This window comes from Streptomyces sp. NPDC093261 (assembly GCF_044753645.1).
Classification (GTDB): Bacteria; Actinomycetota; Actinomycetes; order Streptomycetales; family Streptomycetaceae; genus Streptomyces.
In genome coordinates this window covers 1,197,951-1,221,767 of the sequence record NZ_JBIVNO010000001.1, presented here as the reverse complement: position 1 = coordinate 1,221,767, position 23,817 = coordinate 1,197,951, and the positions used below count along the sequence as shown (strand labels likewise).

20 protein-coding genes and 1 pseudogene are annotated in these 23,817 nt (G+C 72.2%); 11 read left to right on the top strand and 10 right to left on the bottom strand.

Features of this window, described 5'->3' with window-relative positions; translation table 11 throughout:
- Window positions 1-112 precede the first annotated feature (112 nt).
- Genes ACIP94_RS05475 through ACIP94_RS05460 form a run of 4 tightly spaced genes read right to left on the bottom strand, consistent with a single transcriptional unit; the run spans window position 113 to window position 5,193 of the window.
- Window positions 113-1,456 (bottom strand): AAA domain-containing protein, encoded by a 1,344-nt coding sequence (locus tag ACIP94_RS05475; protein ID WP_402420393.1) that lies wholly within the window; start codon window positions 1,454-1,456, stop codon window positions 113-115.
- Between the two features lie 5 nt (window positions 1,457-1,461).
- Window positions 1,462-3,153 (bottom strand): hypothetical protein, encoded by a 1,692-nt coding sequence (locus ACIP94_RS05470; protein ID WP_402419860.1) that lies wholly within the window; start codon window positions 3,151-3,153, stop codon window positions 1,462-1,464.
- Window positions 3,144-4,289: a hypothetical protein gene (locus ACIP94_RS05465; RefSeq protein WP_402419857.1), complete on the bottom strand. Its 1,146-nt coding sequence runs from the start codon at window positions 4,287-4,289 to the stop codon at window positions 3,144-3,146. Before ACIP94_RS05465 ends, ACIP94_RS05470 begins: the two co-directional genes overlap by 10 nt.
- Window positions 4,240-5,193 (bottom strand): phosphatase PAP2 family protein, encoded by a 954-nt coding sequence (locus ACIP94_RS05460; protein ID WP_402419854.1) that lies wholly within the window; start codon window positions 5,191-5,193, stop codon window positions 4,240-4,242. Before ACIP94_RS05460 ends, ACIP94_RS05465 begins: the two co-directional genes overlap by 50 nt.
- 187 nt (window positions 5,194-5,380) lie before the next feature.
- On the opposite strand from ACIP94_RS05460, the gene ACIP94_RS05455 reads away from it, so the two are divergent.
- Window positions 5,381-5,977, top strand: a complete 597-nt coding sequence (locus ACIP94_RS05455) for a histidine phosphatase family protein (RefSeq protein WP_402419851.1) — start codon at window positions 5,381-5,383, stop codon at window positions 5,975-5,977.
- A 235-nt stretch (window positions 5,978-6,212) separates the two neighbouring features.
- Here ACIP94_RS05455 and ACIP94_RS05450 read toward each other — a convergent pair whose 3' ends face one another.
- Window positions 6,213-7,685: a hypothetical protein gene (locus tag ACIP94_RS05450; RefSeq protein WP_402419848.1), complete on the bottom strand. Its 1,473-nt coding sequence runs from the start codon at window positions 7,683-7,685 to the stop codon at window positions 6,213-6,215.
- A gap of 299 nt (window positions 7,686-7,984) precedes the next feature.
- Here ACIP94_RS05450 and ACIP94_RS05445 point away from each other — a divergent pair, with 299 nt between their 5' ends.
- Together ACIP94_RS05445 and ACIP94_RS05440 are read left to right on the top strand one after the other, a co-directional pair.
- The gene (locus ACIP94_RS05445) at window positions 7,985-8,419 is read left to right on the top strand and encodes a hypothetical protein (protein ID WP_402419846.1); all 435 of its coding nucleotides are present in this window, start codon (window positions 7,985-7,987) and stop codon (window positions 8,417-8,419) included.
- Between the two features lie 85 nt (window positions 8,420-8,504).
- On the top strand, window positions 8,505-9,371 hold the full coding sequence (locus ACIP94_RS05440; RefSeq protein WP_402419843.1) for a spermidine synthase: 867 nt from the start codon (window positions 8,505-8,507) through the stop codon (window positions 9,369-9,371).
- 59 nt (window positions 9,372-9,430) lie between these two features.
- Here the strand turns inward: ACIP94_RS05440 and ACIP94_RS05435 are convergent, their stop codons facing one another.
- Window positions 9,431-9,976 carry a hypothetical protein gene (locus tag ACIP94_RS05435; RefSeq protein WP_402419840.1) on the bottom strand — a complete coding sequence of 182 codons (546 nt, stop codon included), beginning with the start codon at window positions 9,974-9,976 and terminating at the stop codon, window positions 9,431-9,433.
- A gap of 130 nt (window positions 9,977-10,106) precedes the next feature.
- On the opposite strand from ACIP94_RS05435, the gene ACIP94_RS05430 reads away from it, so the two are divergent.
- From ACIP94_RS05430 to ACIP94_RS05420, 3 genes are all read left to right on the top strand, one after another.
- Window positions 10,107-10,811, top strand: coding sequence for a response regulator transcription factor (locus tag ACIP94_RS05430; protein WP_402419837.1), 705 nt, complete (start codon window positions 10,107-10,109; stop codon window positions 10,809-10,811).
- Window positions 10,808-12,211 carry a sensor histidine kinase gene (locus ACIP94_RS05425; RefSeq protein WP_402419834.1) on the top strand — a complete coding sequence of 468 codons (1,404 nt, stop codon included), beginning with the start codon at window positions 10,808-10,810 and terminating at the stop codon, window positions 12,209-12,211. The genes ACIP94_RS05430 and ACIP94_RS05425 overlap by 4 nt, the downstream gene beginning before the upstream one ends.
- A 109-nt stretch (window positions 12,212-12,320) precedes the next feature.
- Window positions 12,321-13,787: a cellulose binding domain-containing protein gene (locus tag ACIP94_RS05420; protein ID WP_402419831.1), complete on the top strand. Its 1,467-nt coding sequence runs from the start codon at window positions 12,321-12,323 to the stop codon at window positions 13,785-13,787.
- 55 nt (window positions 13,788-13,842) lie between these two features.
- On the opposite strand, the gene ACIP94_RS05415 is transcribed toward ACIP94_RS05420, so the two are convergent.
- The 4 genes from ACIP94_RS05415 to ACIP94_RS05400 form a co-directional block, all read right to left on the bottom strand.
- Window positions 13,843-15,270 carry a GH1 family beta-glucosidase gene (locus tag ACIP94_RS05415; RefSeq protein ID WP_402419828.1) on the bottom strand — a complete coding sequence of 476 codons (1,428 nt, stop codon included), beginning with the start codon at window positions 15,268-15,270 and terminating at the stop codon, window positions 13,843-13,845.
- Window positions 15,271-15,482: 212 nt separating this feature from the next.
- Window positions 15,483-16,397, bottom strand: coding sequence for a carbohydrate ABC transporter permease (locus ACIP94_RS05410; RefSeq protein ID WP_402419825.1), 915 nt, complete (start codon window positions 16,395-16,397; stop codon window positions 15,483-15,485).
- Window positions 16,394-17,422: a carbohydrate ABC transporter permease gene (locus ACIP94_RS05405; RefSeq protein ID WP_402419822.1), complete on the bottom strand. Its 1,029-nt coding sequence runs from the start codon at window positions 17,420-17,422 to the stop codon at window positions 16,394-16,396. Before ACIP94_RS05405 ends, ACIP94_RS05410 begins: the two co-directional genes overlap by 4 nt.
- Window positions 17,419-18,744 (bottom strand): ABC transporter substrate-binding protein, encoded by a 1,326-nt coding sequence (locus ACIP94_RS05400; protein WP_402419819.1) that lies wholly within the window; start codon window positions 18,742-18,744, stop codon window positions 17,419-17,421. Before ACIP94_RS05400 ends, ACIP94_RS05405 begins: the two co-directional genes overlap by 4 nt.
- Window positions 18,745-19,086: 342 nt before the next feature.
- On the opposite strand from ACIP94_RS05400, the gene ACIP94_RS05395 reads away from it, so the two are divergent.
- From ACIP94_RS05395 to ACIP94_RS05375, 5 genes and pseudogenes are all read left to right on the top strand, one after another.
- A complete protein-coding gene (locus ACIP94_RS05395; RefSeq protein WP_402419817.1) occupies window positions 19,087-20,142 on the top strand; it encodes a LacI family DNA-binding transcriptional regulator in 1,056 nt (351 codons plus the stop codon).
- Between the two features lie 76 nt (window positions 20,143-20,218).
- Window positions 20,219-20,438 (top strand): annotated as a pseudogene (locus tag ACIP94_RS05390) (VOC family protein); the annotation flags it as partial.
- A 412-nt stretch (window positions 20,439-20,850) separates the two neighbouring features.
- Window positions 20,851-21,150, top strand: a complete 300-nt coding sequence (locus ACIP94_RS05385; RefSeq protein WP_402419814.1) for a hypothetical protein — start codon at window positions 20,851-20,853, stop codon at window positions 21,148-21,150.
- Between the two features lie 560 nt (window positions 21,151-21,710).
- The gene (locus ACIP94_RS05380) at window positions 21,711-22,757 is read left to right on the top strand and encodes a ScbA/BarX family gamma-butyrolactone biosynthesis protein (protein WP_402419812.1); all 1,047 of its coding nucleotides are present in this window, start codon (window positions 21,711-21,713) and stop codon (window positions 22,755-22,757) included.
- Window positions 22,757-23,797 (top strand): 3-oxoacyl-ACP synthase, encoded by a 1,041-nt coding sequence (locus ACIP94_RS05375; protein ID WP_402419811.1) that lies wholly within the window; start codon window positions 22,757-22,759, stop codon window positions 23,795-23,797. The genes ACIP94_RS05380 and ACIP94_RS05375 overlap by 1 nt, the downstream gene beginning before the upstream one ends.
- Window positions 23,798-23,817: the final 20 nt, after the last annotated feature.

Here is a 23,817-nt window from a genome sequence, read left to right as displayed (position 1 = left end):
CCAGGGGTACAAGGGGTACCGACCCGTCGGCCAACGAGGCCCGCGACGCCGGTAGCAGCCCTCGAAGCGGGTGCGTTGGTGTCCCTGGACTCTTCCTGCGCGTAATCGCAGCTCAGGGGCGCCAGGACACGCGGTGCTCCAGCAGGTGAAGGTATGTGGTGAACATTGCATCCCAGCCGTCCGGGAACTTCACCGTGACCCCCAGTTGCACCGGCTCGGTCGAGGGGTGGTCGTCCAGCAGTTCCGTCACTCCCGCCCGGCACACCACGATGCACGCGTGCCGGTGCCGGGACGCCAGCACACACAGCCGGCCGGTCTCCAGATGGAACGCCGTCGCGTCCGGTCGTCCCGACAGCGGGTGCAGCACCACGGTCACATCGAACTCCCGGCCCTGGAGCCGGTTGGCCGTGTCCACGGTCACCTCCGCCACCCCGAGGTCCGCCAGCGCGGAGCGCACCGCCGCCGCCTGGTCGCGGTGGGCGGTGCCGACGGCGATCCGGTCCGCGGTCAGCGGCACCGGCTCCGCCGTCCGCTCCGAGACCGCCGCCCCGCCCCGGTCCAGCAGCCGCCGTACGACCGTCGCGACCGCCCGCACCGCCTCCGGGTCCGTGCGCGGGGTGTGCCGGGCGGGCAGTTCGAGGAGCCCCCAGCCGGTCTCCGCCGCCTCATCGATCACCCGGTCGGGACCCGAGCCGTCCGAGGGCACCCCGAACGACAGCCTTCGGTCCCCGTGGCCCGTGCCGCTGCGGAACGGCGTGTACGGATAGAAGGCGTCCGACACCAGCGGCGCCGCCGACGCCGGCAGCCGCCATGACACCGGCAGCCGGTGCTGCGGCAGCTCGGGATTGTGGGCCAGCAGCGTGCTCACGGCCGACGCCGACGGGTCGTACGACAGACCGGCCCACTGTTCCGCACCCACGATCGCGAACGGATCGAGCTGGCCCGGGTCGCCCACGAACAGCGCCCGCTCGAACAGCCCCGCCACCGCGAGCAGAGCGTCCGAGCGCATCTGGTACGCCTCGTCGACGATCGCGTGCCGCCAGGGCTCGACGTCCTTGACATGCGCCCACTTGGCGGCGGTCGAGATGACGACATCCAGGCCCGCCAGATCCTTCGCCTTCGTCGACTTGCGGACGTTCGGCAGATCGTCGAGGGCCTTGTCGTAGGGGTCCGGATCGCTGCTGTGCAGCCGGCCGACCGGGAGGTCCGGGTCCTTCTCCGCCAGCCGCAGCACCAGGTCGTCGACCTGCGCGTTGGTCTGGGCGATGACCATCAACGGACGCCCGGCGGAGGCGAGTTCGAGCGCGGCCCGCACCACGAGCGTCGACTTCCCGGCACCCGGCGGCGAGTCGACGACGACCCCCCGGTGCGCGCCGTGCAGCGTGTCCCGCAGGATCGCCTCGGTGGCCCGGGTGGCCGCGGTCCCGGGGTCGAAGTCCCCGCCCGGCCGGGCGATCACGGTCACAGCACGTCCTCCTCGGTCACCGGGTCCGGCAGGGGCGGCGCGTCGGCCTCGCCCGGCGGCCCGCCATGGGTCCAGGGTGTGTCCTCCGGCTCGGGCAGCTTCGCGCCGCCGCGCTGCTCGTGCTCGAACAGCGTGAAGCAGACGCGGTCGCCCTTCTCCGGCACGGTTCCGGCCTCCGGCTCCCTGCCGCGGCCCATCCTGTCGACGATGCGCAGCACCACGAGGGCGCCTTCCGAGCCTTCCGCGCCGTCCGGGTAGTCCCCGTCGTGTCCCCGGCCGCCGTGGTCGCGGCCGTCGCGTTCCCGGCCGCCGTGACCCGTGTCCTCGAGTCCCTCGTATCCGACGAACTCGGCCGCCTGCGGCTTTCCGCCCAGCGACCGGTACACCTTCACGCGCTCCCCGAGGTGCGGCCGGTCCTCGGTCCGCACGGTCACCAGCGGGCGGGGGCTTTGCCGCTTGCCCTCGCTGTACGCCATCACGACATCGGTGACCTCGCCCGCGAACGCCTCCCCGGCCAGTCGCCGCCCGGCCATCACCAGCGGGTCGTCCAGCGCCTCCTGGGCGTCCAGCCGGGCCTGTTCGCGCTCGCGCGTGGCGAGCTTGTTCGCCGCGGTGACCGCGTCGTCGCGGCGCGGCTGGGGCGGCTCCCCGGCGGCGACCCGGTCCCGGTGGCCGGTGAACGACCAGCGGTCGCGGGTCCACCGCTCCTCGGCATGCGCGCCCTCCGGCAGCGCGCGCAGCAGATCGAGCCCGCGCCAGACGGCATCCCACGTCGGACGCGTACGGCTCTCCACCAGCGCCCGGATCTCGCCCTCGGCGGCGGAGATCTCACCGAACCGGTCGTCCGCCTCGACGCCGTCCGCGGCGGCGGCGAGCCGGGCCCGCGCGCGGTCGTAGCGCTCGATGGCGGGGGCGAGCAGCTTGTTGTCGAAGGCCGGGTCGGTGGCCGGTCCGGCCGGCGGGCACAGCAACTGGCCGTCCGCGTCCCGCGCCAGCTCGGCCCGCAGCGCCGCCTCCGCGCCCGAGGTGCCCTCGGGCGGGTCGATCCAGGCGAGCAGCGCGCCCAGATGCCGGTCCTCCAGGTTCGACTGCCCGGTTGTCCAGTGCCGCGCCAGCACCTCGGTGAGGGCGAGCAGCAGCGCGGAGCCGGGCACCCGGGCGCGCTCACCGAAATGGGTCAGCCAGCGGCCGAGGAGCGGCACCCGAGGAGGCGCCGGATGCGGGGTCTCCGGGTCCTGCTCGGCGGTGCGGCGGAACCGCATGGAGCGCCCCAGGAGCCGTACGAAGTCGATGCCCGCCCGACTCGGCACGATCAGCTGCGGGGCGTCCGCGCACAGCTCGACCTCGACCTTGACCCGCTTGCCGCTCTCGGGATCGGTCTCGGTGCGCTCGGCGGCCTCGACCGCGTCGGCGTACCCGTCGACGTAGGGCAGGACGATGTCGGCGAGGGCGGCCAGGAACGCGAACCTCAGGTCGCGGTCGCGCGGCTGGGGCACGACGAGCAGCCGGGGCGCCTCGCGGTCGGTGCCGACGAGCGCGCCGAGCGGTGCCCCCGCCTCGCCGGCGGTGGTCAGCGGAACGAGGACGAGGGGGCGCTCCGACAGATGCCGGTGCCGGACGGTGGCGGCGGGCTGGGCGCGCCCCGACCGCACGGCCTCAAGACGGGCGAGGGTGGCGATCAGCGACATACGGCGTCCTCCCGGGCCCCGAGCGTCTCGGCGCGCAGGCGTGCCGCCCGGCGCAGGGCCGCCACCACCGGGTCGTCCGGGTCCCCGGCGCTTCCGTGGGCGGCGGCCAGGACGTCGTCCACCGTCGCGAGTCCGCCCAGCTCGGCGCGCAGCGACCGCCCGTAGGACGTCACGGCGCCCTCCGCGCGGGACCGGGCGCGGCAGTGGAAGGCCATCTCGCAGGCGGCCAGGCACTCGGGCGCGTAGGCCGCCGGGACCGACTCGACGGCGGCCGTCAGCTTCTCCCGGGGCAGGTCGGGCGCGAAGCACGTGCCCTCGGGCAGGCCGTCCGCGATCTCCTCGATACGGGTGAGGCGGGCCAGCTGGCGGCGGGTGACCGCGCGCTGCTTGCGGATGTCGACCGGGGAGGCGGCGGGCAGGTTGGAGAAGTCCTTGGGGCAGACCAGCAGGATCCGGTGGCGCACCACGGGCGCGGGGGCGCCATCGGCCCCGCCGAGACGGGCGGCGACCTCCTCCAGCGCCAGCACATAGACCGCGGCCTGACGCGCGGCGGCTCCGACCTTCGCCGGGTCCGCCGAACCGTCGAGCAGCGGGAAGGACTTGATCTCCACGACGGTCCAGCTGCCGTCGGGGTGGACGACCACCGCGTCCGGCTCCAGGAAGGCGGGGGAGCCCGCCACGTCCAGCACGAGCATCGGGTGGTCGAGCAGCGCCCAGGTGCGCGCCTCGGCGGCCTCGCGCAGCGCCAGCGCCGTCCGGGCGGTGCGGCCCTGCGGGCCGACGGCGGCGAGATCGGGGACGAGGGCCCCGTCCGGCGCCGCGGCGGCCGGGTCCAGCTTCTCGTGCACCAGCCGGAGCAGCTCCGCGCCGCCGTCCGCCTTGACGCGGGCCTCGAAGGCGTTGCCCCGCATGAAGGCGAACTGCGACTGCCCGAACACCGACGGCGCGCCGAGCGCACCCGCCAGCGCCGCCTTGTCCACTCCTGCGCCGTCCAGGAGCGCGCGCCGTCTGCACCCGGGGTTCGCGGCGAGCGCGGCGAGGGCGCGCGCGTCGAGCGCCTTGGGCGGTACGGAAGCGCCGCGCAGGTCAGCGAGTTGCTGCCGGAGCGCCGTCCCCCGCGTCCGCGGGAGAGGCACCCGGCTCGGCTCCCGGCCCGGTGCGGGAGATGCGCTGTCGGGGAATTCGCTCACCCGTCGAAGTCTGGCATCCGGCACTGACAATCGAGGAACCCGAGGTCTGCGGGGCGGCCGTGACGGGGGCGGACCGCGGCAGCAGCCGGGCCCTGACCACGTCCACGGCCCGCGACAGCGGCCGGGAGAGCAGGAGACCGACGCCCATGACGGCGACGCCCGCGACCGCGTCGAGGAGGTAGTGGTTCGCCGTGCCCATCACGACGAGCGCGGTCAGCAGCGGATAGACGACGGCCGCCGCCTTCGCCCAGCGGGTGCGGCCGTGGCGCCACAGCATCACTCCGCACCACAGCGCCCAGCCGACGTGCAGGCTGGGCATGGCCGCGTACTGGTTGGTCATGCCGCCCAGGCCCCGCGGCGCGCTCGCGTCGCCGCCCCACCAGCCGTAGGAGCTGTAATGGGCCATGGTGTCGACGAATCCGTTCCCCGGGGAGAGCAGACGGGGCGGGCAGGTGGGCAGCAGCGTGAAGCCGATCAGACCGATGAACGTGGAGGTCATCAGCCAGGTGCGGGCAGCGCGGTAGCGCTCCGCGCGGCGCCTGAAGAGCCATATCAGGAGTGCCGGGGTCACCAGGTAGTGCAGTGAGGCGTACCAGAAGTCGGCGGGTATGCCGAGCCAGGCGTCACGGGTGAAGAGACGGTTCAGCGGATGTTCGGCGTCGATGTGGAGCAGCTTCTCCAGCCGCAGGATCGCCAGGCCGTGGTCGACGGCGTCGGAGACGTCACCCCGGGCGAGCAGCCGGCCGGCGGAGTACGAGCCGTACACCAGGAGGATCAGGGGCAGTTCGGTCCACCAGCGCAGCCGGGCCGTGCGGGCCTTGCCTGCGCCTGGTGTCTCCGCCTGCGGCATCCGATTCGCCCCTCCCCTTCTCCACGGCGGCCCCCGGCCGCGCGGCCTGCCACCTTACGGCGTCCCAGGGCGGCCCGGTCCGGCGCCCCGGCTCTCAAAGACGCAGGGATCGCCCCCCGGGTTGCCCGGGCCCGGCGTGGGAGATGATGGAGGGACCCCCTGCTGATTTCTCCCGGAAAGGCCCCTCATGGCACCGCGCATCCTGCTGGCCCGGCACGGACAGACGGAATGGTCGCTGTCCGGCAAGCACACCGGCAGGACGGATGTGCCGCTCCTGGAGGAGGGGCGACGGGGCGCCAAGCTCCTGGGCGAGCGGCTGCACCGGGCGCCGCTCGACGGCCTGCCCGGCGTCGAGGTGCGCACGAGTCCGCTGGCACGCGCGCGTGAGACATGCGAGCTGGCCGGGTTCGGCGAGCGGGCGAGTGCCTGGGACGCCCTGATGGAGTGGGACTACGGGGCGTACGAGGGGATGACGCCGGCCGAGATTCAGGCGGTCCGGCCGGGCTGGCTGATCTGGCGCGACGGCGTCCCCGAGGGGGAGAGCCTGTCCGAGGTCTCCGCGCGCGCGGACGAGGTCGTCGCCTGGGCCCGAGCGGAGGACCGTGACGTCCTGGTCTTCGCCCACGGCCACATCCTGCGGTCCATCGGAGCGCGCTGGCTGGGCCTGCCGCTGGACTTCGCCGCGCGGATCAGGCTCAACCCCACGTCGTTGTCGGTGCTGGGGTGGGCGTACGGGGAGCCGGCGATCGAGTCCTGGAACGACTGCGGCCACCTGACGGTCTAGGACCGCCGGGCGGCCGCGCCCGCCGCGCGGCGGCCCTTCGGCCCGTGTACGGCGGGCCTTCGGCCTGTGCGCGGCGGCCCTTCGGCCCGTGTACGGCGGGCCTTCGGCCCGTGTACGGCGGGCCTTCGGCCCGTGTACGGCGGGCCTTCGGCCCGTGTACGGCGGGCCTTCGGCCTGTGCGCGGCGGCCCTTCGGCCCCTACGCGGTGGCTCTTGAGACCGTGCGCGGTGGCTCCTCAGACCGTGCGCGGCAGGCTCGCGTGCCGGTCTAGGAACGCCGACACCCCAGATGCCCGCCGGTGCGGCAGCAGCACCCTCGCCGTGCCCGCCAGCATGGTCAGGATCCTGGACGACTGGACCTGGTCCAGCAGGTCCAGGACGCGCAGACCCGCGTGGGCCGCCTCGTCGGGGCGTCCGCCGCGGGCCAGGTCGTCGGCCAGCTCCGCGGTGTACAGGGCGATGTTCCGGGAGAAGTGCGGGTCCTGAAGGTGGGCGGCGCGGCGGGCGTGCCGGGCCGCGCGCGGCCAGTCGCCGAGTGCCGACCAGCACTGCGCCTCCAGGCCCTCCAGCTCGGCCTCTCCGTAGAAGCTCATCCACTCGGGGTCGGCGTCCGCCGCCCCCCGCTCGAACAGGGCCTGCGCCCGGGCCAGCGCCTGTTCGCAGCCCGCCCGGTCCGCGAGCCCCGCCCAGCCGCCCGCCTCCCGCAGCGCCAGCAGCGACATCAGGCGGTGCGAGCCGAGGGGCCGGGCGGCCCGCTGGGCCGCCTGCGCCGCCCGTACGGCCTCCCGTGGCCGGCCCGCGTCGCGGGCGAGGAACGCCGTGTTGCAGAAGGCGTGCGCCTCCAGGGCCGCGTCCCCGGACATCCGTGCGGTGGCCAGCGCTTCCGCGTAATGCGAGCGGGCGTCGTCGAAGCGCCCCGAGTCGTGCGCCAGCCAGCCCACCGAGATGGCCAGTTCACCCGCGCCCGCGCAGAGTCGCTCCGCGACCGCCTGCCGGGTCGTGCCCGCGTCGAGCAGCGCGTACGCGGTCCGCAGGGGAGCCGCCGCGCGTCGGTAGAGGCCGTCCGCGCCGTGCCGGTCGTCGAGCAGCCGGATTCTGCGTACGGCCTCCTCGAGCGCGCTCGCCTCGGACGTGCCCGCCCGGTGGACGGGGCCTTCGGCGGCCGCTGCCGGGCCGCCGAGCGTGAGCCCGAGCGGGCTCAGGGAGGCGGCCGCCACGGTGGCGGTGCCCCCGGTCATGAATGCGCGACGCTGCACGTCGCTCTCCTCGTGGTTCTGTTCGTCGTCCGGGCTTCTGCCGTACGACTCGTGCGTTCCGTGGATGGCTCGGGTGTCCCGCATGTCATACGTCTCACACGCCCTCGGGGTCTCACCGGGAGCATGGGGGGAGCTGCCGGGGCACACGGGGAGCGCCTCGTCCTCGGTGCGCGCCCCCCGGCCGCGTACCGAAGAGCGGGGGGCGAACCCCAGGTCCGCGAGCGTGTGACCGGGGAACATATGGAGGAACACCCGTTCGTAGGCGTAGTTGGGGCAGCGGATCTCGCCGGCCTCCACTCGGCCGATGTACCGAGCGTCACAGCTGACTCGCTCGCCGATCTCGCGGGCGGCGCGCCGTACCGCCGCGGCGAACTCGCCCGGCGAACGCTGTCCGCGCAGGTGCCGGAAGGCGAGGTTCGGCCGCGGTGGCCTGGGGGACTGGGACGAACTCATGGCCGGGCCCTCTCTTGCGAACCGTCGAACCATGCCGGATTCAGGATGGCTTGTCCGTGTGGTGCCAGTTGGCTCCCTGTGTCCGGCGGTGCAAGAAAGTACCCGCCTCGCGGGTGCCGTCATGCACGGTTTGGCTACAAACCGGATATCTCATGCGCGATCTGCCATGAACTGCCATCCTTAACGGCGGTGTTGTGCCGTTGCCGTTGACGTTCCACCGCGTTGAACCCGGTGGACCGGGAGCCGCCCGAACTCCCGACCCAACTCACCGTCGAGGAGGGGTTCCGTTGGAGGCCGGGATGCAGACCAGGCAGAGCAGCGAGTTCCATACGCAGTCGCCGACCGCGCGCCACGTGCCGACGCCGGAGTGCGGCGCACCGCCGCACCGGGCCCCCGACCTCGTGACCGTCCCGGCCCGGCAGGGCTTGGAGGCGGTCGACATCCTCCGCCGCGGCGCGGGCGACTGCGTCGGCCCCGTGCTGCACGACGGCGGCTGCGACACCCTCGGCTTCCTGGTCCCGCCGGGCACGGCGGACGGCTGGGACCTTCCGGGCAGCACCTGCACCCGGACGGACGGGAAGGGCCTGAGCCTCGTCGCGGAGCGGCCCCAGGCCGAGGGCGCCGGCTGGCTGCTCCCACCCGGCGACGCGGAACTGGCCACGGACCCGGCCGTGCTGCGCGAGGCCCTCGGAGAGGCGGCCCGGCTGATCGAAGCCGCGGACAACTGTCGGTAAGCGCTCGCGGACAGCACGGAACCCCCGATGCGGGGCCCGTGGCCCCCAAGCGGCCGGCCCCCGGGGTTCCCCCGATAATGGCGGGATGGGGAGGTCACGGAACGCGCGGCGCGGACAGGCCGCCGAAGCCGTCGTCGAGGCGGTCGACGGCGGGCTCGCCCAGCTCGTGCCCGACCGGGACCGCGCGCGTGCCTGGACCCTGCTCATCGATGGAGCCCCGCAGTCGCACGTCGACCTCGACGACCCCGCCCATCTCGTCTTCGAGTACCAGCGCCGCCTCGGCCACGTCATCGACCTGGCCGCCCCGCCCGGCCGTCCCGTGCAGGCCGTGCACCTCGGCGGCGGCGCGTTCACCCTCGCCCGGTACACCGCCGCCACCCGCCCCCGTTCCACCCAGCAGATCGTCGAGCGCGACGGGGCACTCGTCCAACTCGTGCGGCGCGCGCTTCCGCTGGATCCGAACGCCCGCATCCGGGTGCGTTCCACGGACGCCCGCGAAGGGCTCGCCAAGGTCCCGGACGGCTGGGCGGACCTGGTCATCGTGGATGTGTTCAGCGGGGCGCGCACCCCGGCGCACCTCACCTCGGTCGAGTTCCTCACCGAGATCCGCAGGGCACTGAAGGACGGCGGTGTGTACGCGGCCAACCTCGCCGACGGCCCTCCGCTGGCCCATCTGCGCGGCCAGATCTCGACAGCGGCGGCCGTGTTCCCCGAGCTGGCGCTGGTCGCCGACCCGGCCGTGCTGCGCGGCAGGCGCTTCGGCAACGCCGTCCTGATCGCCTCCGCCCATCCGCTGCCGGTCGCCGAACTGACCCGCCGCGCCGCCTCGGACCCGCACCCCGCGCGCGTGGAGCACGGCAGGGCACTGGCCGACTTCACCGGCGGCGCGGTTGCGGTCACGGACGCGGCGGCGGTGGCGTCACCGGCACCCCCGCCCTCGGTGTTCCGCTGACCACCGGCGGCCGGCCCGCCGGCCGTTCCCGCTCTGGAGTTCCGCTCAGTAGTTCCCGCTCAGTAGTTCCCGATCTCCACATGGGGCGGCCCGTCGTGCCAGGTGCAGAACACCGACACCCGGGCCGTACCCGAGGTGAACTCCACCCGGATCCACGACTCCGTCTTCCACACCTGCATCGACCAGCTCGCCCCGGGTGTGGCCGACACCAACGTCGCGGAGGTGTCGCCGAGGTCGAAGACCACGCGTCCGCCGTCGGTGTCGTAGCTCTTGACCCGGCCCGAGGAGGAGGCGGAGGGGGAGGGCGGCGGCGTGGTCGCGGTCGGGGAGGGGGCGGGGCGCGTGGAAGCCGTCTTCGAGGGGGACGGCTTCGGGCTCGGTGCCGGATTCCCGCGCGGACTCTCCGACGCCTCGGGCCGCTCGGTCGACGACGTCAGCGGTGCCGCCGCTCCCTGCGCCGTGGCGCCGCCCGCCGTGATGGGCAGGGCGCGGGGCGGGTCGTAGGCGGTCCCGGCCATCACCGTGTGGACGCCCCACCACGACAGCGTGACCGCCGCGCCCGTGGCGAGCGCCCATGCCAGTACGTGTACGAGTCCTCTGAGCATCCCGGCCATAGTGCCTCACGCGCCCCACGCGTGTCTCACGGGTCGCACACCGTTCCCTTTGTCCCGTTGGCGCACGGGAGTTGTCCACAGGCCCCGGTCAGGCTCCGCCGTATGGCGTACGGTGCGGCCCATGGCAAGTGTGCTCGTGGTGGAGGACGACCAGTTCGTGCGCTCCGCGCTCATCAGGCACCTGACCGATGCCGGGCACACCGTGCGCAGCGTCGGCACGGCACTGGAGGCGCTGCGCGAGGTCGCCCATCTCTCCTTCGACGTCGTGATCCTCGACCTCGGACTGCCCGATCTGGACGGGTCCGAGGCGCTGAAGATGCTGCGCGGCATCACCGATGTACCGGTGATCATCGCCACCGCGCGGGACGACGAGACGGAGATCGTCCGCCTGCTCAACGCGGGCGCGGACGACTATCTGACCAAGCCGTTCTCGGTCGAGCACCTGTCGGCACGGATCGCGGCGGTGCTGCGCCGTGCCCGCGCGGTCGCGGCGGAGTCCGCGCCGCCTTCGGTCATCCGGGTCGGCGGCCTCGCCATCGACCCCCTGCGCCGCCACGCCGAACTCGACGGCATCCGCCTCGACCTGACTCGCCGTGAGTTCGATTTGCTCGCCTTCCTCGCCGGCCGGCCCGGCGTGGTCGTCCCGCGCCGGGAGCTGCTCGCCGAGGTCTGGCAGCAGTCATACGGGGACGACCAGACCATCGACGTCCATCTCTCCTGGCTTAGGCGGAAACTGGGGGAGACCGCGGCCAGGCCCCGCTATCTGCACACCCTCAGGGGCGTCGGCGTGAAGCTGGAACCGCCGAGGACGGAGCCGGGACCATGAGGTGGGCTCTGGTCAAGGTGTGCGTGGCGGTCACCACGATGGTGGTGGTCGCCTTCGCGGTCCCGCTCGGGCTGGTCATCAAGGAGATGGCCCGCGACCGGGCCTTCTCGAACGCGGAGCGGGAGGCCGCCGCGATCGCGCCCGCCCTCTCCATCACCACCGACAGGGACCAGCTGGAGCGGGTCGTTGCCTCGGCGGGCTCCGACGACGGGATCGCGGTGCACATACCGGCGGGCGACGGCACGAAGGCGATCGACATCGGCCGTCGGCGCGCCGCCGACAAGGACATCGCGACCACCCGCCGGCTGGGCCGCGCCTCCACCACCGAGGTCCCGGGCGGCTCCACACTGCTCCAGCCCACCGCGATCAGCTCCGGTGCGATCGCCGTGGTCGAGGTGTATGTCCCCGAGTCCGAGGTCACCAACGGACTCGGCACGGCCTGGGCGGTACTCGCCGGGGTCGGCGTCGCACTGATCATCGGCTCGGTGGCGGTCGCCGACCGGCTCGGAGTGCGGATGGTGCAGCCGGCGCAGCGCCTGGTGGAGGGCGCGCACGAACTGGGGGAGGGCAAGCTCGGGGCGCGCGTTCCGGAGGAGGGCCCGACCGAACTGCGCCTCGCGGCCGTTGCGTTCAACTCGATGGCCGACCAGGTCGTCCAACTGCTGGCGAACGAAAGGGAGCTGGCGGCCGACCTGTCCCACCGGCTGCGCACCCCGCTGACCGTGCTGCGGCTGAACGCGGCCTCGCTCGGCGAGGGGCCGGCCGCCGAGCAGACGCGGACGGCCGTGGCACAGCTGGAGCGCGAGGTGGACACGATCATCCGCACGGCCCGGGAAGCCAAGCCGCAGACCGCGGCGGCGGGTGCGGGCGCCGGGTGCGACGCGGCCGAAGTGGTGCGTGAGCGGATGGAGTTCTGGTCGGCGCTCGCCGAGGACGAGGGCCGCAAGTGGCGGGTGGCCGGGGTGGGCCGGCCGGTGCGCATACCCGTCGCCCGTGCCGATCTCGCGGCCGCGCTCGACGCGCTCCTCGGCAACGTCTTCCGGCACACCGCGGAGGGCACGGCGTTCGCGGTGGATGTGCACAACGGCGAGGACGCGGTGATCGTGCTGGTCTCCGACGCCGGGCGGGGCATCGCCGACCCGGAGGCGGCGATGGCCCGCGGCCGCGGCTCGGGCAGTGACGGCTCGACGGGCCTCGGCCTGGACATCGTGCGCCGGCTCGCGGAGTCGACGGGCGGGGATGTGCGGATCGGCTCGTCGGTGCTCGGCGGCACGGAGGTGCGGATCTGGTTCCAGCTCGACGGGCGGGCCCCGGTGCGGCGAGGCCACCGGGGGTCGGTGCGGCGCCGCCGCCCCGGCAGATTGGTCTCTACCTTTAACCGTCCCCGATCCCTTCCTTAAGCGCACCCTAAGATCCTCAACGGCCGTCCGTAACAGGCGGTATGACCGATTCCGGCTCGCTAGCGTTCTGCCGCACCCACCCCCCGTGAGCAGTGAAGGCAGGCACGCGATGAGCAGTACGCACCGGCGCAGGATCAGCGGCCGGAACAAGGTGATCGGTGGTGTCGTCGCCGCCTCCGTCGTGGGCGGCGGGGCGATCCTGATCACCGGCACCGCACACGCCGCCGGCGTCGGCGCCGTATACACCAAGACCAGCGAGTGGTCGACGGGTTACACCGCGCAGTACGTCGTCACCAACGACAACGGTCAGGCCAAGGACGACTGGACGCTGCGGTTCGACCTGCCCTCCGGCGCGAAGCTCAGCTCCCTGTGGAACGGCACATCGACGGTGGACGGACAGCATGTCACCGTGCGCCCGCCGTCCTGGGACAAGGACGGGCTCAGGGCGGGCGAGTCGGTGACCGTGGGCTTCGTGGTGACCGGGTCCGGCGATCCGACCGGCTGTCTCATAGACGGCGCGAAGTGCTCGGCGGACGACGGCGCGACCCCCGAGCCGAGCGGCCGTCCCACGACGCCGACGCCGAGCCCGACGGCGACCACCAAGCCGACCCCCACCGCACCGGCCACCCCCACCGCCCCCGCCACCCCCACCCCCACGCAGACCGTGAGCAGCGGCACGACCGCCGGCGCCGGCTTCGCCCCGTACGTCGACACATCCCTCTACCCGGCCTTCGACCTGGTCGCCTCCGCGAACGCGACGGGGGTCGGGAACTACAACCTGGCCTTCGTCACCGACGGCGGCGGCTGCACGCCCAAGTGGGGCGGTGTCACGGCCATCGGCAGCGACGCGGTGGCCGCACAGATCGGCGATCTGCGCGCCAAGGGCGGTGACGTACGCGTCTCCTTCGGCGGCGCCTCCGGTTCGGAACTGGCGACCACGTGCTCTTCCGTGGACGCGCTCGCGGCGGCGTACGGAAAGGCCGTGGACGCGTACAAGCTCACCAAGGTCGACTTCGACGTCGAGGGCGGCGCGCTGCCGAACGCCGCCGCGAACACGCGCCGCGCGCAGGCCATCGCCAAGCTCCAGCAGCAGCACCCCGGCCTGGACGTCTCCTTCACCCTCCCGGTCATGCCCGAGGGCCTGACCCAGGACGGCGTAAACCTCCTGGCCGACGCCAAGTCGAATGGCGTGAAGATCTCCGCCGTCAACATCATGGCGATGGACTACGGCCCCGCGTACAGCGGCGACATGGGCACCTACGCCGTGCAGGCCGCCACCGCCACCCAGGCGCAGATCAAGAGCGTGCTCGCCCTCTCCGACAGCGCGGCCTGGAAGACGGTCGCGGTCACCCCGATGATCGGCGTCAACGACGTCTCGTCCGAGATCTTCAAGGTCGACGACGCCACCCAGCTGGTCGACTTCGCCAAGTCCAAGGGCCTCGGCGGACTGTCGATGTGGTCGGCCGCCCGCGACAAGGCCTGCGACGGCGGCCCCAAGCCCACCGCGGACGCGACCTGCAGTTCGATCAACCAGGAGAAGTTCGCCTTCTCCAAGGCGTTCGCCGCCTTCAAGTAACCCCAGGCGGCACCCGGGGCGCGGCACTCCCCTTCCCATGCCGCGCCCCGGACGGTCAGGCGGTCGCCGGCGGCAGCGTTCCCGTCCGGGCAGCCTGGCCGTACCAGTGCGCACTGGACTTCGGAGTGCGCTCCAGCGTCGTGTAGTCCACGTACACCGCCCCGAACCGCTTCCCGTAGCCGTACGCCCACTCGAAGTTGTCCATCAGGGACCACAGGTAGTAGCCGCGCACATCGGCACCGTCGTCCAGGGCCCGGCGGACCGCCGACAGATGCCCGTGCAGATACGCGATCCGCTCCGGGTCGTGGACACGGCCGTCCGGGTCCGGCTTGTCGTCGTACGCCGCGCCGTTCTCCGTCACATACAGCGGCAGCCCCGGCGCCTCCCGCGCATACCGCATGAGCAGGTCGTACAGGCCACTCGGATCGATGGCCCAGCCCATCTCCGTGCGCTCGCCCGGAGCCTGATGGAAGGTCACGTCGTCGGCGCCCGGCCAGGGCGAGTACGGGCTCGCGCCATGGCCGTCCGCCCGCGGACCGCTCGTCCTCGCCTCCCCGGCCGCGGAGACGAGCGCCGGGGTGTAGTAGTTCAGGCCGAGCGCGTTCAGCGGCTGGTTGATGATGGCCAGGTCCCCGTCCCGCACCTGCGACCAGTCCGTGACCGAGGACGTCGCCGCGAGCAGCGTCTCCGGGTACGCCCCATGCAGCATCGGGCCGTGGAAGACCCCGTTCGCCAGGTCGTCGATCTTCCGGCCCGCCGCCAGGTCGGCCGGGTCCTGCGACACCGTGCGCACCACCGACGAGTTCAGGCTCACCGCCACCGAGTTGCGGGCCGGCATCACGGAACGCAGCGCGGAGGTGCCGAGGCCGTGGGCCAGATTCAGATGGTGGGCCGCGCGCAGGGACGCCGCCGCGTCGGTACGGCCCGGGGCGTGCACTCCGGAGCCGTAGCCCAGGAAGGCGCTGCACCACGGCTCGTTCAGGGTGATCCACTGCTCGACGCGGTCGCCCAGCGCCTCGCCCACGATCCGCGCGTACTCGGCGAACCGGTACGCCACGTCGCGCTCCGGCCAGCCGCCCGCGTCCTCCAGCTCCTGCGGCAGGTCCCAGTGGTAGAGGGTGATCGCGGGCCGGATGCCGTGGTCGAGCAGTTCGTCGACCAGACGGCGGTAGAAGTCCAGGCCCCGCTGGACCGCGGGGCCCCGGCCGGTCGGCTGCACCCGCGACCACGAGACGGAGAAGCGGTACGCCGACAGGCCCAGCCCGGCCATCAGCGCGACGTCCTCCCGATAGCGGTGGTAGTGGTCGACAGCGATGTCACCGTTCTCGCCGCCGGCCGTCCGGCCCGGCGTATGGCTGAAGGTGTCCCAGATGGAGGGGGTGCGGCCGTCCTCCCGTACCGCGCCCTCGATCTGGTACGCGGAGGTCGCCGCGCCCCAGAGGAAGGCAGGGGGAAAGTTCACGGGCGTTGCGGACTCAGGCATGGAAGCGCTCCCATTGATGGTCGAGGAGACCGGTGGTGGTGGGGACCCGGAGGGACCCGCGGTGGTGGGGGAGGACAAGGGGGAAAGGGGCCGGGGCGGCGGTGACCCGGCCCCCGCACGGCGGACGGCCGGGACGGCGGTTGGCCGGCCCCGGACGGCCGGGGCGGCGAGGGAGGCCTCCCCGCACGAGCGGAGTCGTGCGCGGGAGAGGGTCAGCCCTTGATCGCCCCCTGCATGATCCCGCCCACGATCTGCTTCCCGAACAGCAGGAAGGCGATCAGCAGCGGCAGCGTGCCGAGCAGGGCGCCGGCCATGATGACCGCCTGGTCGGGGACATACCCGGTGCCCAGCGAGTTGAGCGCCACCTGCACGGTCGGGTTCTGCTGGTTGAGGGCGATGATCGGCCACAGGAAGTCGTTCCAGGCGAACACGAAGGTCAGCAGGCCGAGCACGGCCATGGCGGGCCGCGCCGCGGGAAAGACCACGTGCCACACGACCCGCAGACTGCTCGCGCCGTCCACGCGTGCCGCCTCGATCAGCTCGGTGGGCAGCGCCTGCACCAGGTACTGCCGCATGAAGAACGTGCCGAAGGCGGTCACCAGCGTCGGCAGGACGACGGTCTGCAACCGGTTGGACCAGCCGAGGTCGGACATCCACAGATACAGCGGTACGACGGCCAGCTGCGGCGGGATCATCATCGTGCCGATGGTGAGCAGCAGCAGCGCACCGGAGAACCGGAACCGCAGCTTGGCGAAGGCGAACCCGGCGAGCGTGGAGAACAGGACCGTGCTGACGGTGATGGTGCCCGCGACGAGCGTGGAGTTGAACATCGCGGTGCCGAGTCCGGCCTGGTCCCAGGCCGCCTGGAGGTTCTTGAACAGGTTCCCGCCGAACCACAGCGGCGGCGGTGTCTCGGCGAGCCGGCGGTCGGTGCGGGAGGCCGCGACCGCCGTCCACACCAGCGGCGCCAGCGAGATGAGCGCGAAAACGGTCAGGACGGCATAGGTGACCGGGCCCGCGTCCAGCTGCTTGCCCGCGCCCATCACCCGGGGCCGCCGGGGCCGCCGCTCACTCCGCGCCGTCTCCTTCGCCGCCGTCTGGGGCAGAGTCAGATCACGTGTGGTCATCGGGACGTCCTCAGCCTTCGGGAGAGCAGCATGTTGACCACGGCCACCACCAGCAGGATCAGGAACATCGACCAGGCGATCGCGGACGCCTTGCCGAGATTGCCGATGATCCAGCCCTGGTCGTACATGTACAGGCCGAGCGTCTGGTACTGGTGCTCGGAGCCGCCCTTGGAGCCGCTGACCCCGCCGAACAGCAGGGGCTCACCGAACAGCTGGGTCGCGCCGATCGTGGAGACGATCACCGTGAACAGGATGGTCGGCCGCAGCATCGGCACCGTCACATGGCGGAACTGCTGCCAGCGCCCCGCGCCGTCCAGCGCCGCCGACTCGTACAGATCGCTCGGGATCGCCTGCATCGCCGCGAGATAGATCAGCGCGTTGTAGCCGGTCCACCGCCAGATCACGATCGAGGACACCGCGACCTGCGAACCCCAGTCGGACTCCCGCCAGTTGACCGGGCCGACGCCGGCGAAGTGCAGCAGCCAGTTGACCATGCCGCCGTCCCAGGAGTACAGCAGCGTGAAGACCAGCGTCGCCGCGGCCACCGAGGTGGCGTACGGGGTGAGCATCACGACCCGCCAGACGGTCGAGCCGCGCAGCCGGTAGTTGAGCAGATGCGCGAGCCACAGCGCCGCGAGGAGCTGCGGCACCGTGGAGATCACACCGATGCTGAAGGTGTTCTCCAGCGCGTTCCAGAAGAACTCCGAGGAGAACAGGTTCCTGTAGTTCTCCAGCCCCGCCCACGTCTGGTGGTCCAGCGCGGACAACTGCACGTCGTGCAGCGAGTACCAGGCCGTGTAGAGCAGCGGGACCAGGGAGAAGGCCCCGAAGACGACGAAGAAGGGGGCGATGAACGCATACGGCGACGCCTTCATGTCCCAGCGGTACAGCCGGCTGCGCCGGGAGCCGGTGCTCGCCGGCGGCGTACCGCGACCGTGAGCGCCCCGGGCCGCGCCCGGCGGGCTGCCGGGCGCGGCCTCGGCGCTCGACGCGGGGTGCGCGAGAGCCTCTTGGGAGCGGGTCACTGGCCGAGCACGTCCTTGATCTCCTTGGTGGCCGCGTCCCAGCCCTGGGCCGGGGTCCTGCCCTTCTGCTCGACCTGGAGGATGCCGATGTCGGTGATCGCGCCGTCGATCGGCTTGTCCTTGGGGCCGAGGGGCTGCGTCGGGATGGTCTTGGCCGAGTCGGAGAAGATCTGTGTGAGCGGTGCGTTCGAGAAGTAGGCGGTGGTGTCGGCCTGCGGCGTCAGGTTCGCGTACGCCGACGGGGTCGAGGGGAAGCTGGCCTGCTTGGCGAAGACCTTCGCCTGCTGCTCGGGCGCGGTCAGCCACTTCGCCAGGGCGATGGCCTCCTTCTGGTGCTTGCCCGCCGTCGGCACGCCGAGGAAGGAGCCGCCCCAGTTCGACGCGGTCGGGGCCGCCGCCACGTCCCACTTGCCCTTGCCGGAGTCACCGGACTTCTGCTCGATATAGCCGATCATCCACGCGGGGCAGGCCACCGTGGCGAAGGTGCCGTTGGCGAAGCCTTGGTCCCAGGTCGGGTCGAACTGCTTCAGCTTCGCCGACATGTTGCTCGTCGCCGCGGTCATGGCGACGTCCCAGGCCTTCTTCACGCCCTCGGACTTGTCCCAGACGACGTTGCCGTCCTTGTCGTAGTTGCGCTCGCTCGCGCCGCCCAGCACCGCGTTGTAGACCGAGGCGGCCGAGTCCACGAACTTGGTGCCCTTCGGCGCCTTCTTCATGTACTGCTTGCCGAGGTCGACGTACTTGGCCCAGTCACCCTTCCACAGGGCGGCGAGCTTGGTGCGGTCCGTCTCCAGTCCGGCCTTCTGGAACAGGTCCTTGCGGTAGCAGATCGCCATCGGGCCGATGTCCGTACCGAGCCCGATCGTCTTGCCGTCCTTGGTGGTGGCCTGCGCCAGCTTCCAGTCCAGCCACTGGGACTTGTCGACCTCCTTGCCGAGGTCGACGAACTTGGCGGCCTGCGTCTGCACGGCCTCGGTGATGTTGCCGACCTCGATCGCCTGGATGTCGTCCGTGCCGGAACCGGCCTGAAGACGGGTGAGGACCTTCGGCCAGTAGACGTCGGTGCGGGTGGTGACGTTCTCCTTGATGGAGATGTCGGGGTGCAGCTTCATGTACTCGTCGTAGAGACCGGCCTGCTTGTAGCCGAAGACGCCGAACGTGCCGATCGTCAGGGTGGTCTTGCCCTTGCCGCCGCCACCGCCGCTCGCGTCCGACGAGCCGTCGTTCGAGTCGTTGGCGCAGCCGGCCAGCAGACCCGTGGCCAGCGCGGCGACGGCCGCGAAGGCCACCAGCCTGTGGGACCGGCGGGTACTCGTGCGCATTGCGTCCTCCTGTTGCCTGACGTGCCGACCCCCCGGCCAACTGCATCGGTTGGACCCGTTCGTACTCGCTGCGGCTCGGGCGGGGAACGTGCGGGACGTGTATGTGTCAGGTAGTGTGGGAGCGCTCCCACATGTGATGTGTTGAAGAGTCGTGGGTCGGGGCGGGGGTGTCAAGGGAGCGGACGCGCAGAACTGCCGTCAGTTATCGGGCCGTTAACTCGAGCCGGGGGAGGCCGCCCGGCCCGCGCTGAGCGGTCCGGCGCTCGCCGTGGACGATCACCGGGGCGGACGTGACTGTTAGATTCCAGGCCGGCGTGAGACGACAGCGGGAGGCGGAGCCCCATGGCAAGCCACGGAGCGAGGGGCCGGGGCGGCGGCCGGCCGACCCTCGAGGAGGTGGCCGCACGCGCCGGTGTCGGCCGCGGCACGGTGTCCCGGGTGATCAACGGCTCGCCCCGGGTCAGTGACACGACGCGCGCGGCGGTCGAGGCCGCGGTCGCGGAACTCGGTTATGTGCCGAACACGGCGGCGCGGGCGCTGGCCGCCAACCGCACCGACGCCATCGCCCTCGTCGTCCCCGAGCCGGAGACCCGCTTCTTCGCCGAGCCGTACTTCTCGGACATGCTCAGGGGCGTGGGCGCCCAGTTGTCGGACACGGAGATGCAGCTGCTGCTGATCTTCGCGGGCAACGACCGTGAGCGCCGCCGGCTGGCCCAGTACCTCGCGGCGCACCGCGTGGACGGGGTCCTGCTGGTGTCGGTGCACGCGGACGACCCGCTGCCCGACCTCCTGGCCCAGCTGGAGATCCCGGCGGTGATCAGCGGCCCCCGCTCGGAGCACGAGGCGCTGCCGTCGGTGGACTCGGACAACTACGGCGGCGGCCGCTCGGCGGTCGAGCATCTGATGGCCCGCGGTCGTTCGCACATCGCCACGATCACCGGACGCCTCGATGTCTACGGCGCCCAGCGACGCATCGACGGCTACCGGGACGCCCTGCGGGAGGCGGGCCGCGCGGTGGACGAGACCCTGATCGTCCCCGGTGACTTCACGGAGGAGGGCGGCCGCCGGGCCATGGCGGAACTGCTGGCGCGACGCCCCGGTCTGGACGCGGTGTTCGCGGAGTCGGACGTGATGGCGGCCGGGGCCCGCCGGGTCCTGCGCGAGGCGGGCCGCCGTATCCCCGACGACGTGGCACTCGTCGGCTTCGACGACTCGGCGATCGCCCGCCACATGGATCCGCCCCTGACGAGCGTGCGCCAGCCGATCGAGGAGATGGGCCGCGCGATGACCGACCTGCTGCTGGAGGAGATAGCGGACCGGCGCCCGGCGGCCTCCCGCCCCCAGGAACGCCGCCAGGTGGTCCTGCCGACGGAACTGGTGGAGAGGGACTCTTCCTGAGAGGGCGGTTCCGTGCGTCCCGCATGGAGGGGGTCCCGGGGGTGTCGCGACGCCGCAGGGCGGTCGGAATCGGGGCGTGCTGGGCATCGGATCCGTGGTTCTGGGTGTTGTCGGATGTGCGGCGGGCCGCCGCGTTCTGGACGGAGGCGCTGGGCTATGTGCCGCGCGACGGGATCGAGGAGGACTGGGTCGTGCTCGTGCCGCGGGGCGGGAGCGCCGGGCCCCGGCTCTCGCTGGGGCTGAGCGAGACGCCCGTACAGGAGCGGCCGCGCACGCACCTAAGTCGGCTGCACGGATGACCGGAGTCGCCTGCGCCCGCTGATGTGAATACGACGGGGCGGCACGAGTCTTGCCATGCGCCGATCAGCGCTGCGATGTTCCAGTCGGCCGCCGGGTTGTCGCGCGGCCCCTAGAACTCCGCCTCGTCGAAGCCCTTCTGCACGTCCACCACCAGCGCCGCGTTCCGTGTGATCTCCATGCCCTCGATCCTGCCGTCTTGGCCGGCCCGCTCCCAGCGTGCGGAAAGAACATGATCGCTGGTCTACTGGACTCGACCGACCCAGGAACGGCGTATCGCGCTGCTCGCCTTCCCGGCATCCGGGCCTTCCACGCTACCGTGATCAGCGAGGTGTGGGGCGTGGACCGCACCGACAGGGGGTGCCGGACTTCGAACTGCGTTGGGTGGCTGCCGGCCCCGGGCCAGTGCCGATGCGCAGCGGGCTCACGCACATCCCGGACCGCACCCTCGCCTGGCCCCCCAGGGCCCGACTGATCCTGATGCTGGGCCTGGACGACCTCACTCCGGCGCCACAGCCGGTGCTCGCGGTCCTGCGCCCCGCCCACGCCCGGGGTGCCTCCATCGCTGCGCTGCGCGGTGGCGCGTTCTCCCTCGCGCAGGCGGGGCTGCTCGACGGCCGCCGATCCCTGACCCACTGGGCGCTGACCGATGTGCTGCGGACCCGGCAGTCTTCCGGAATCTGCGGATGTCAGCCGCCGCTGTTCGGGTGAGACTTCCAGGATCGGGCCGCGCGGCGCCGGACGCACCACCATGGGGCTGCGCTCATGCGCTGCTGGTAGTCGACCGTGTGCCGGGAAGAGATCTGGTGCCGGTCACGGCATCCGCGACCTCATCGCTGACGCCTTACCGGATCACCAGAGCCGCCAGGGGCCCACTCAAGTGGGTTCAGCACCGCCCTTACCTCGTTGACGGCTACCTCGGCCGCGACCGGTCCGACTACGACGGCTGCCCGGTATCACCCGGTCGAGCGCAGCAGTCGCTTACACGCTGCGACAGAAGGACGAAAGACGCCGCGGCTAGCTTCTTGCATTGCCGGCCGCAGATGTGAAGGTGCGCGACGCGTCACGACGAGACAGGGAGGGAGACGTGGGGGCCACTGGTCTCTCACGGGAAGGGTTCCCGCGATGACGGTGATGACACACGGCTGTGCTCAGCGTCCAGAAGCACCCGCTCTTCCGGTCGACCGACCCCAGCCCGCTCCACCGCTGTGCCTGCCCAGAGGTGTTCCTCACGGATACCTCGGTGTGATCGATTCGAACGGAGCAAGTCGATGACCCAGGTGAATACGTCTTTGACCGCGGCCTCCGGCGCGGTCGTCGCTGAGCACCGGCTCCGCTTCGACGGGTCGGTGGAACGGTCGCTCGTCCACCGTCATGCGGCCAGTGAGGTCTTCCTCACCGATCACGTCGCGCTGGGTGGCGACTGTTTCGCAGTCGCGGCGCGACTGCCGTCCGCCCACCGGTACTTCAATGACGACCCGCTGTCCCCGGCGCCCGTCGACCCGATGCTGCTGCTGGAGTGCTCCCGGCAGGCGGGAACCCTGGTGGCGCACTGTCACCTCGGAGTCCCGATGGATGCGGCGTTCCTCATCACGGAGTGGGCCGTCGAACTCGACGACGAGTCGCTCCTGGTGCCGCCTGGCCCCGGCGAGCTGATGATGGTGATCGAGGCCCGGGACCTGAGGCAGCGCGGCGGGCGTCTGCTGGGGGCGACCCTGGTGAGCGAGCTGTACCTCGCCGGGCGCCGGGTGGGTACCAGCACAGTGATCACCGGATATCCGACCCGTTCCGGCTACGAGAGCTTCCGGACCAAGGGTCGTAACTCGCCGGCGCCGCTCTCCGACAGCATGCCGCCCCGTCGGCTCGGCGCGCGGCCGGAAAGCCGCACGGTGGGGCGCACGCTTGAGGAGAACGTCACCATATCGGCGGTGCGTCGCACCGATGGGCAGATCATCGCGGACCTCGATGTCCCGGTGGCGCATCCGGTGTTCTACGACCACCCGCTCGACCACGTTCCGGCGACGGCTCTGTTGGAAGCCGCCCGCCAGGCCGCCCTCCTGGCCCTGACCTCCAAGCCAGGGGCAGCAGGTGAGGAGGCCGCCCGGCCGCGGGTGAAAGCGCTGCGCGCCCGCTTCCAGCGCTTCGTCGAACTGGACAGTCCCACGGAGGTGTCCGCGCGCCCGGAACAGGCCGGGGACTCCGGCTCGGTGGCGGTGGCCTTCGAGCAGGGCGGAGCGACCGCCTGCACCTGCGAGGTCATCGTCTCCACGCCGTCAGCCTCTCCCGTCCCGCCTGCCGATGCCCTCGGAGGCCGCTGATGCGGCTGAGCAAGACTTACGGCCTGGTGTGCGCGGCCTGGTATCCGGCGGACCGGCAGACCGTCGAGGAGGCGTTGGCCGCCGGGGAGGTGGACAGGCGCAGTGCCGCCGATCTCGGTTACACGGCCCTGCCGGTCAGCGAGGACATCGCCCCTCCGGACATGGCCGTGGCCGCGGGACGCCAGGTGCTGGAGCGGGGTCACTGCCCGGCGGAGACACTGTCGATGGTGCTCCACGCAAGCGTGCACCATCAAGGACACGACGCCTGGTCGGCACCGCACTACATCGCCGACCGGCTCGAGGCGCGTGATGCGGTGCCGATCGGGCTGCTGCAGCAGTGCAACGGTGGAGCCATCGGGATCGAGCTGGCCGTCTCCCGGTTACAAGGAGACCCACAGGCCGGGCCGGCGTTGGTGACGACCGGCGACCGGTTCCTGATGCCGAGTTGGCACCGCTGGCGCACCGACTACGGCATGGCCGCGGGGGACGCGGGGACCGCAGTCCTGGTGCACCGGGATCAGGGACTTCACTCAGATCTCGTTCTCCACTCCATGGCCACCACCGTGGCGGCCGAGTTGGAGGTCATGCACCGTGGAGAGGACGAGCTGAACGCCGAGCCGCTGGGCCACAGCCCGATGATCGACGTGCGACGCACCAAGCGTCACTTCGTGCGGACCTTCGGTATCGAGCACTTCACCAAGCTTGCCCATGACCGGATCCGGAGTGCGGTCCGCGAGGCACTCGAATCCTGCGGCCTGGCTCCTGACGACCCGCGGCTGCGCCACGCGGTGCTGCCCAGGCTGGGCACGAAGGCCATGGCGGAGGCGTACGTGCCGCCGCTGACGGAGTGCGTCTCGGCATCGCTGTTGGATCTCGGGCGTGCCACCGGCCACCTCGGAGCCGGTGATCTGAACGCCTCACTGGCCGACCTGGCGAGCGGCAACTGGCTGGAACCAGGGCAATACGCCGTCGTGTTGAACGGCGGCGGTGGCTTCACCTTCACCGCTGTCGTGGTCAGCCGCCCGGACACCCATCACTGAACCAGCCGGAAGACCGAACC

Bases quoted from the DNA above. Each gene is read 5' to 3' on its own strand.
- ACIP94_RS05470 (WP_402419860.1), bottom strand. From the start codon at position 3,153: ATGTCGCTGATCGCCACCCTCGCCCGTCTTGAGGCCGTGCGGTCGGGG.
- ACIP94_RS05460 (WP_402419854.1), bottom strand. From the start codon at position 5,193: ATGCCGCAGGCGGAGACACCAGGCGCAGGCAAGGCCCGCACGGCCCGG.
- ACIP94_RS05455 (WP_402419851.1), top strand. From the start codon at position 5,381: ATGGCACCGCGCATCCTGCTGGCCCGGCACGGACAGACGGAATGGTCG.
- ACIP94_RS05450 (WP_402419848.1), bottom strand. From the start codon at position 7,685: ATGAGTTCGTCCCAGTCCCCCAGGCCACCGCGGCCGAACCTCGCCTTC.
- ACIP94_RS05445 (WP_402419846.1), top strand. From the start codon at position 7,985: ATGCAGACCAGGCAGAGCAGCGAGTTCCATACGCAGTCGCCGACCGCG.
- ACIP94_RS05440 (WP_402419843.1), top strand. From the start codon at position 8,505: ATGGGGAGGTCACGGAACGCGCGGCGCGGACAGGCCGCCGAAGCCGTC.
- ACIP94_RS05435 (WP_402419840.1), bottom strand. From the start codon at position 9,976: ATGCTCAGAGGACTCGTACACGTACTGGCATGGGCGCTCGCCACGGGC.
- ACIP94_RS05430 (WP_402419837.1), top strand. From the start codon at position 10,107: ATGGCAAGTGTGCTCGTGGTGGAGGACGACCAGTTCGTGCGCTCCGCG.
- ACIP94_RS05425 (WP_402419834.1), top strand. From the start codon at position 10,808: ATGAGGTGGGCTCTGGTCAAGGTGTGCGTGGCGGTCACCACGATGGTG.
- ACIP94_RS05420 (WP_402419831.1), top strand. From the start codon at position 12,321: ATGAGCAGTACGCACCGGCGCAGGATCAGCGGCCGGAACAAGGTGATC.
- ACIP94_RS05415 (WP_402419828.1), bottom strand. From the start codon at position 15,270: ATGCCTGAGTCCGCAACGCCCGTGAACTTTCCCCCTGCCTTCCTCTGG.
- ACIP94_RS05410 (WP_402419825.1), bottom strand. From the start codon at position 16,397: ATGACCACACGTGATCTGACTCTGCCCCAGACGGCGGCGAAGGAGACG.
- ACIP94_RS05400 (WP_402419819.1), bottom strand. From the start codon at position 18,744: ATGCGCACGAGTACCCGCCGGTCCCACAGGCTGGTGGCCTTCGCGGCC.
- ACIP94_RS05395 (WP_402419817.1), top strand. From the start codon at position 19,087: ATGGCAAGCCACGGAGCGAGGGGCCGGGGCGGCGGCCGGCCGACCCTC.
- ACIP94_RS05385 (WP_402419814.1), top strand. From the start codon at position 20,851: ATGCGCAGCGGGCTCACGCACATCCCGGACCGCACCCTCGCCTGGCCC.
- ACIP94_RS05380 (WP_402419812.1), top strand. From the start codon at position 21,711: ATGACCCAGGTGAATACGTCTTTGACCGCGGCCTCCGGCGCGGTCGTC.
- ACIP94_RS05375 (WP_402419811.1), top strand. From the start codon at position 22,757: ATGCGGCTGAGCAAGACTTACGGCCTGGTGTGCGCGGCCTGGTATCCG.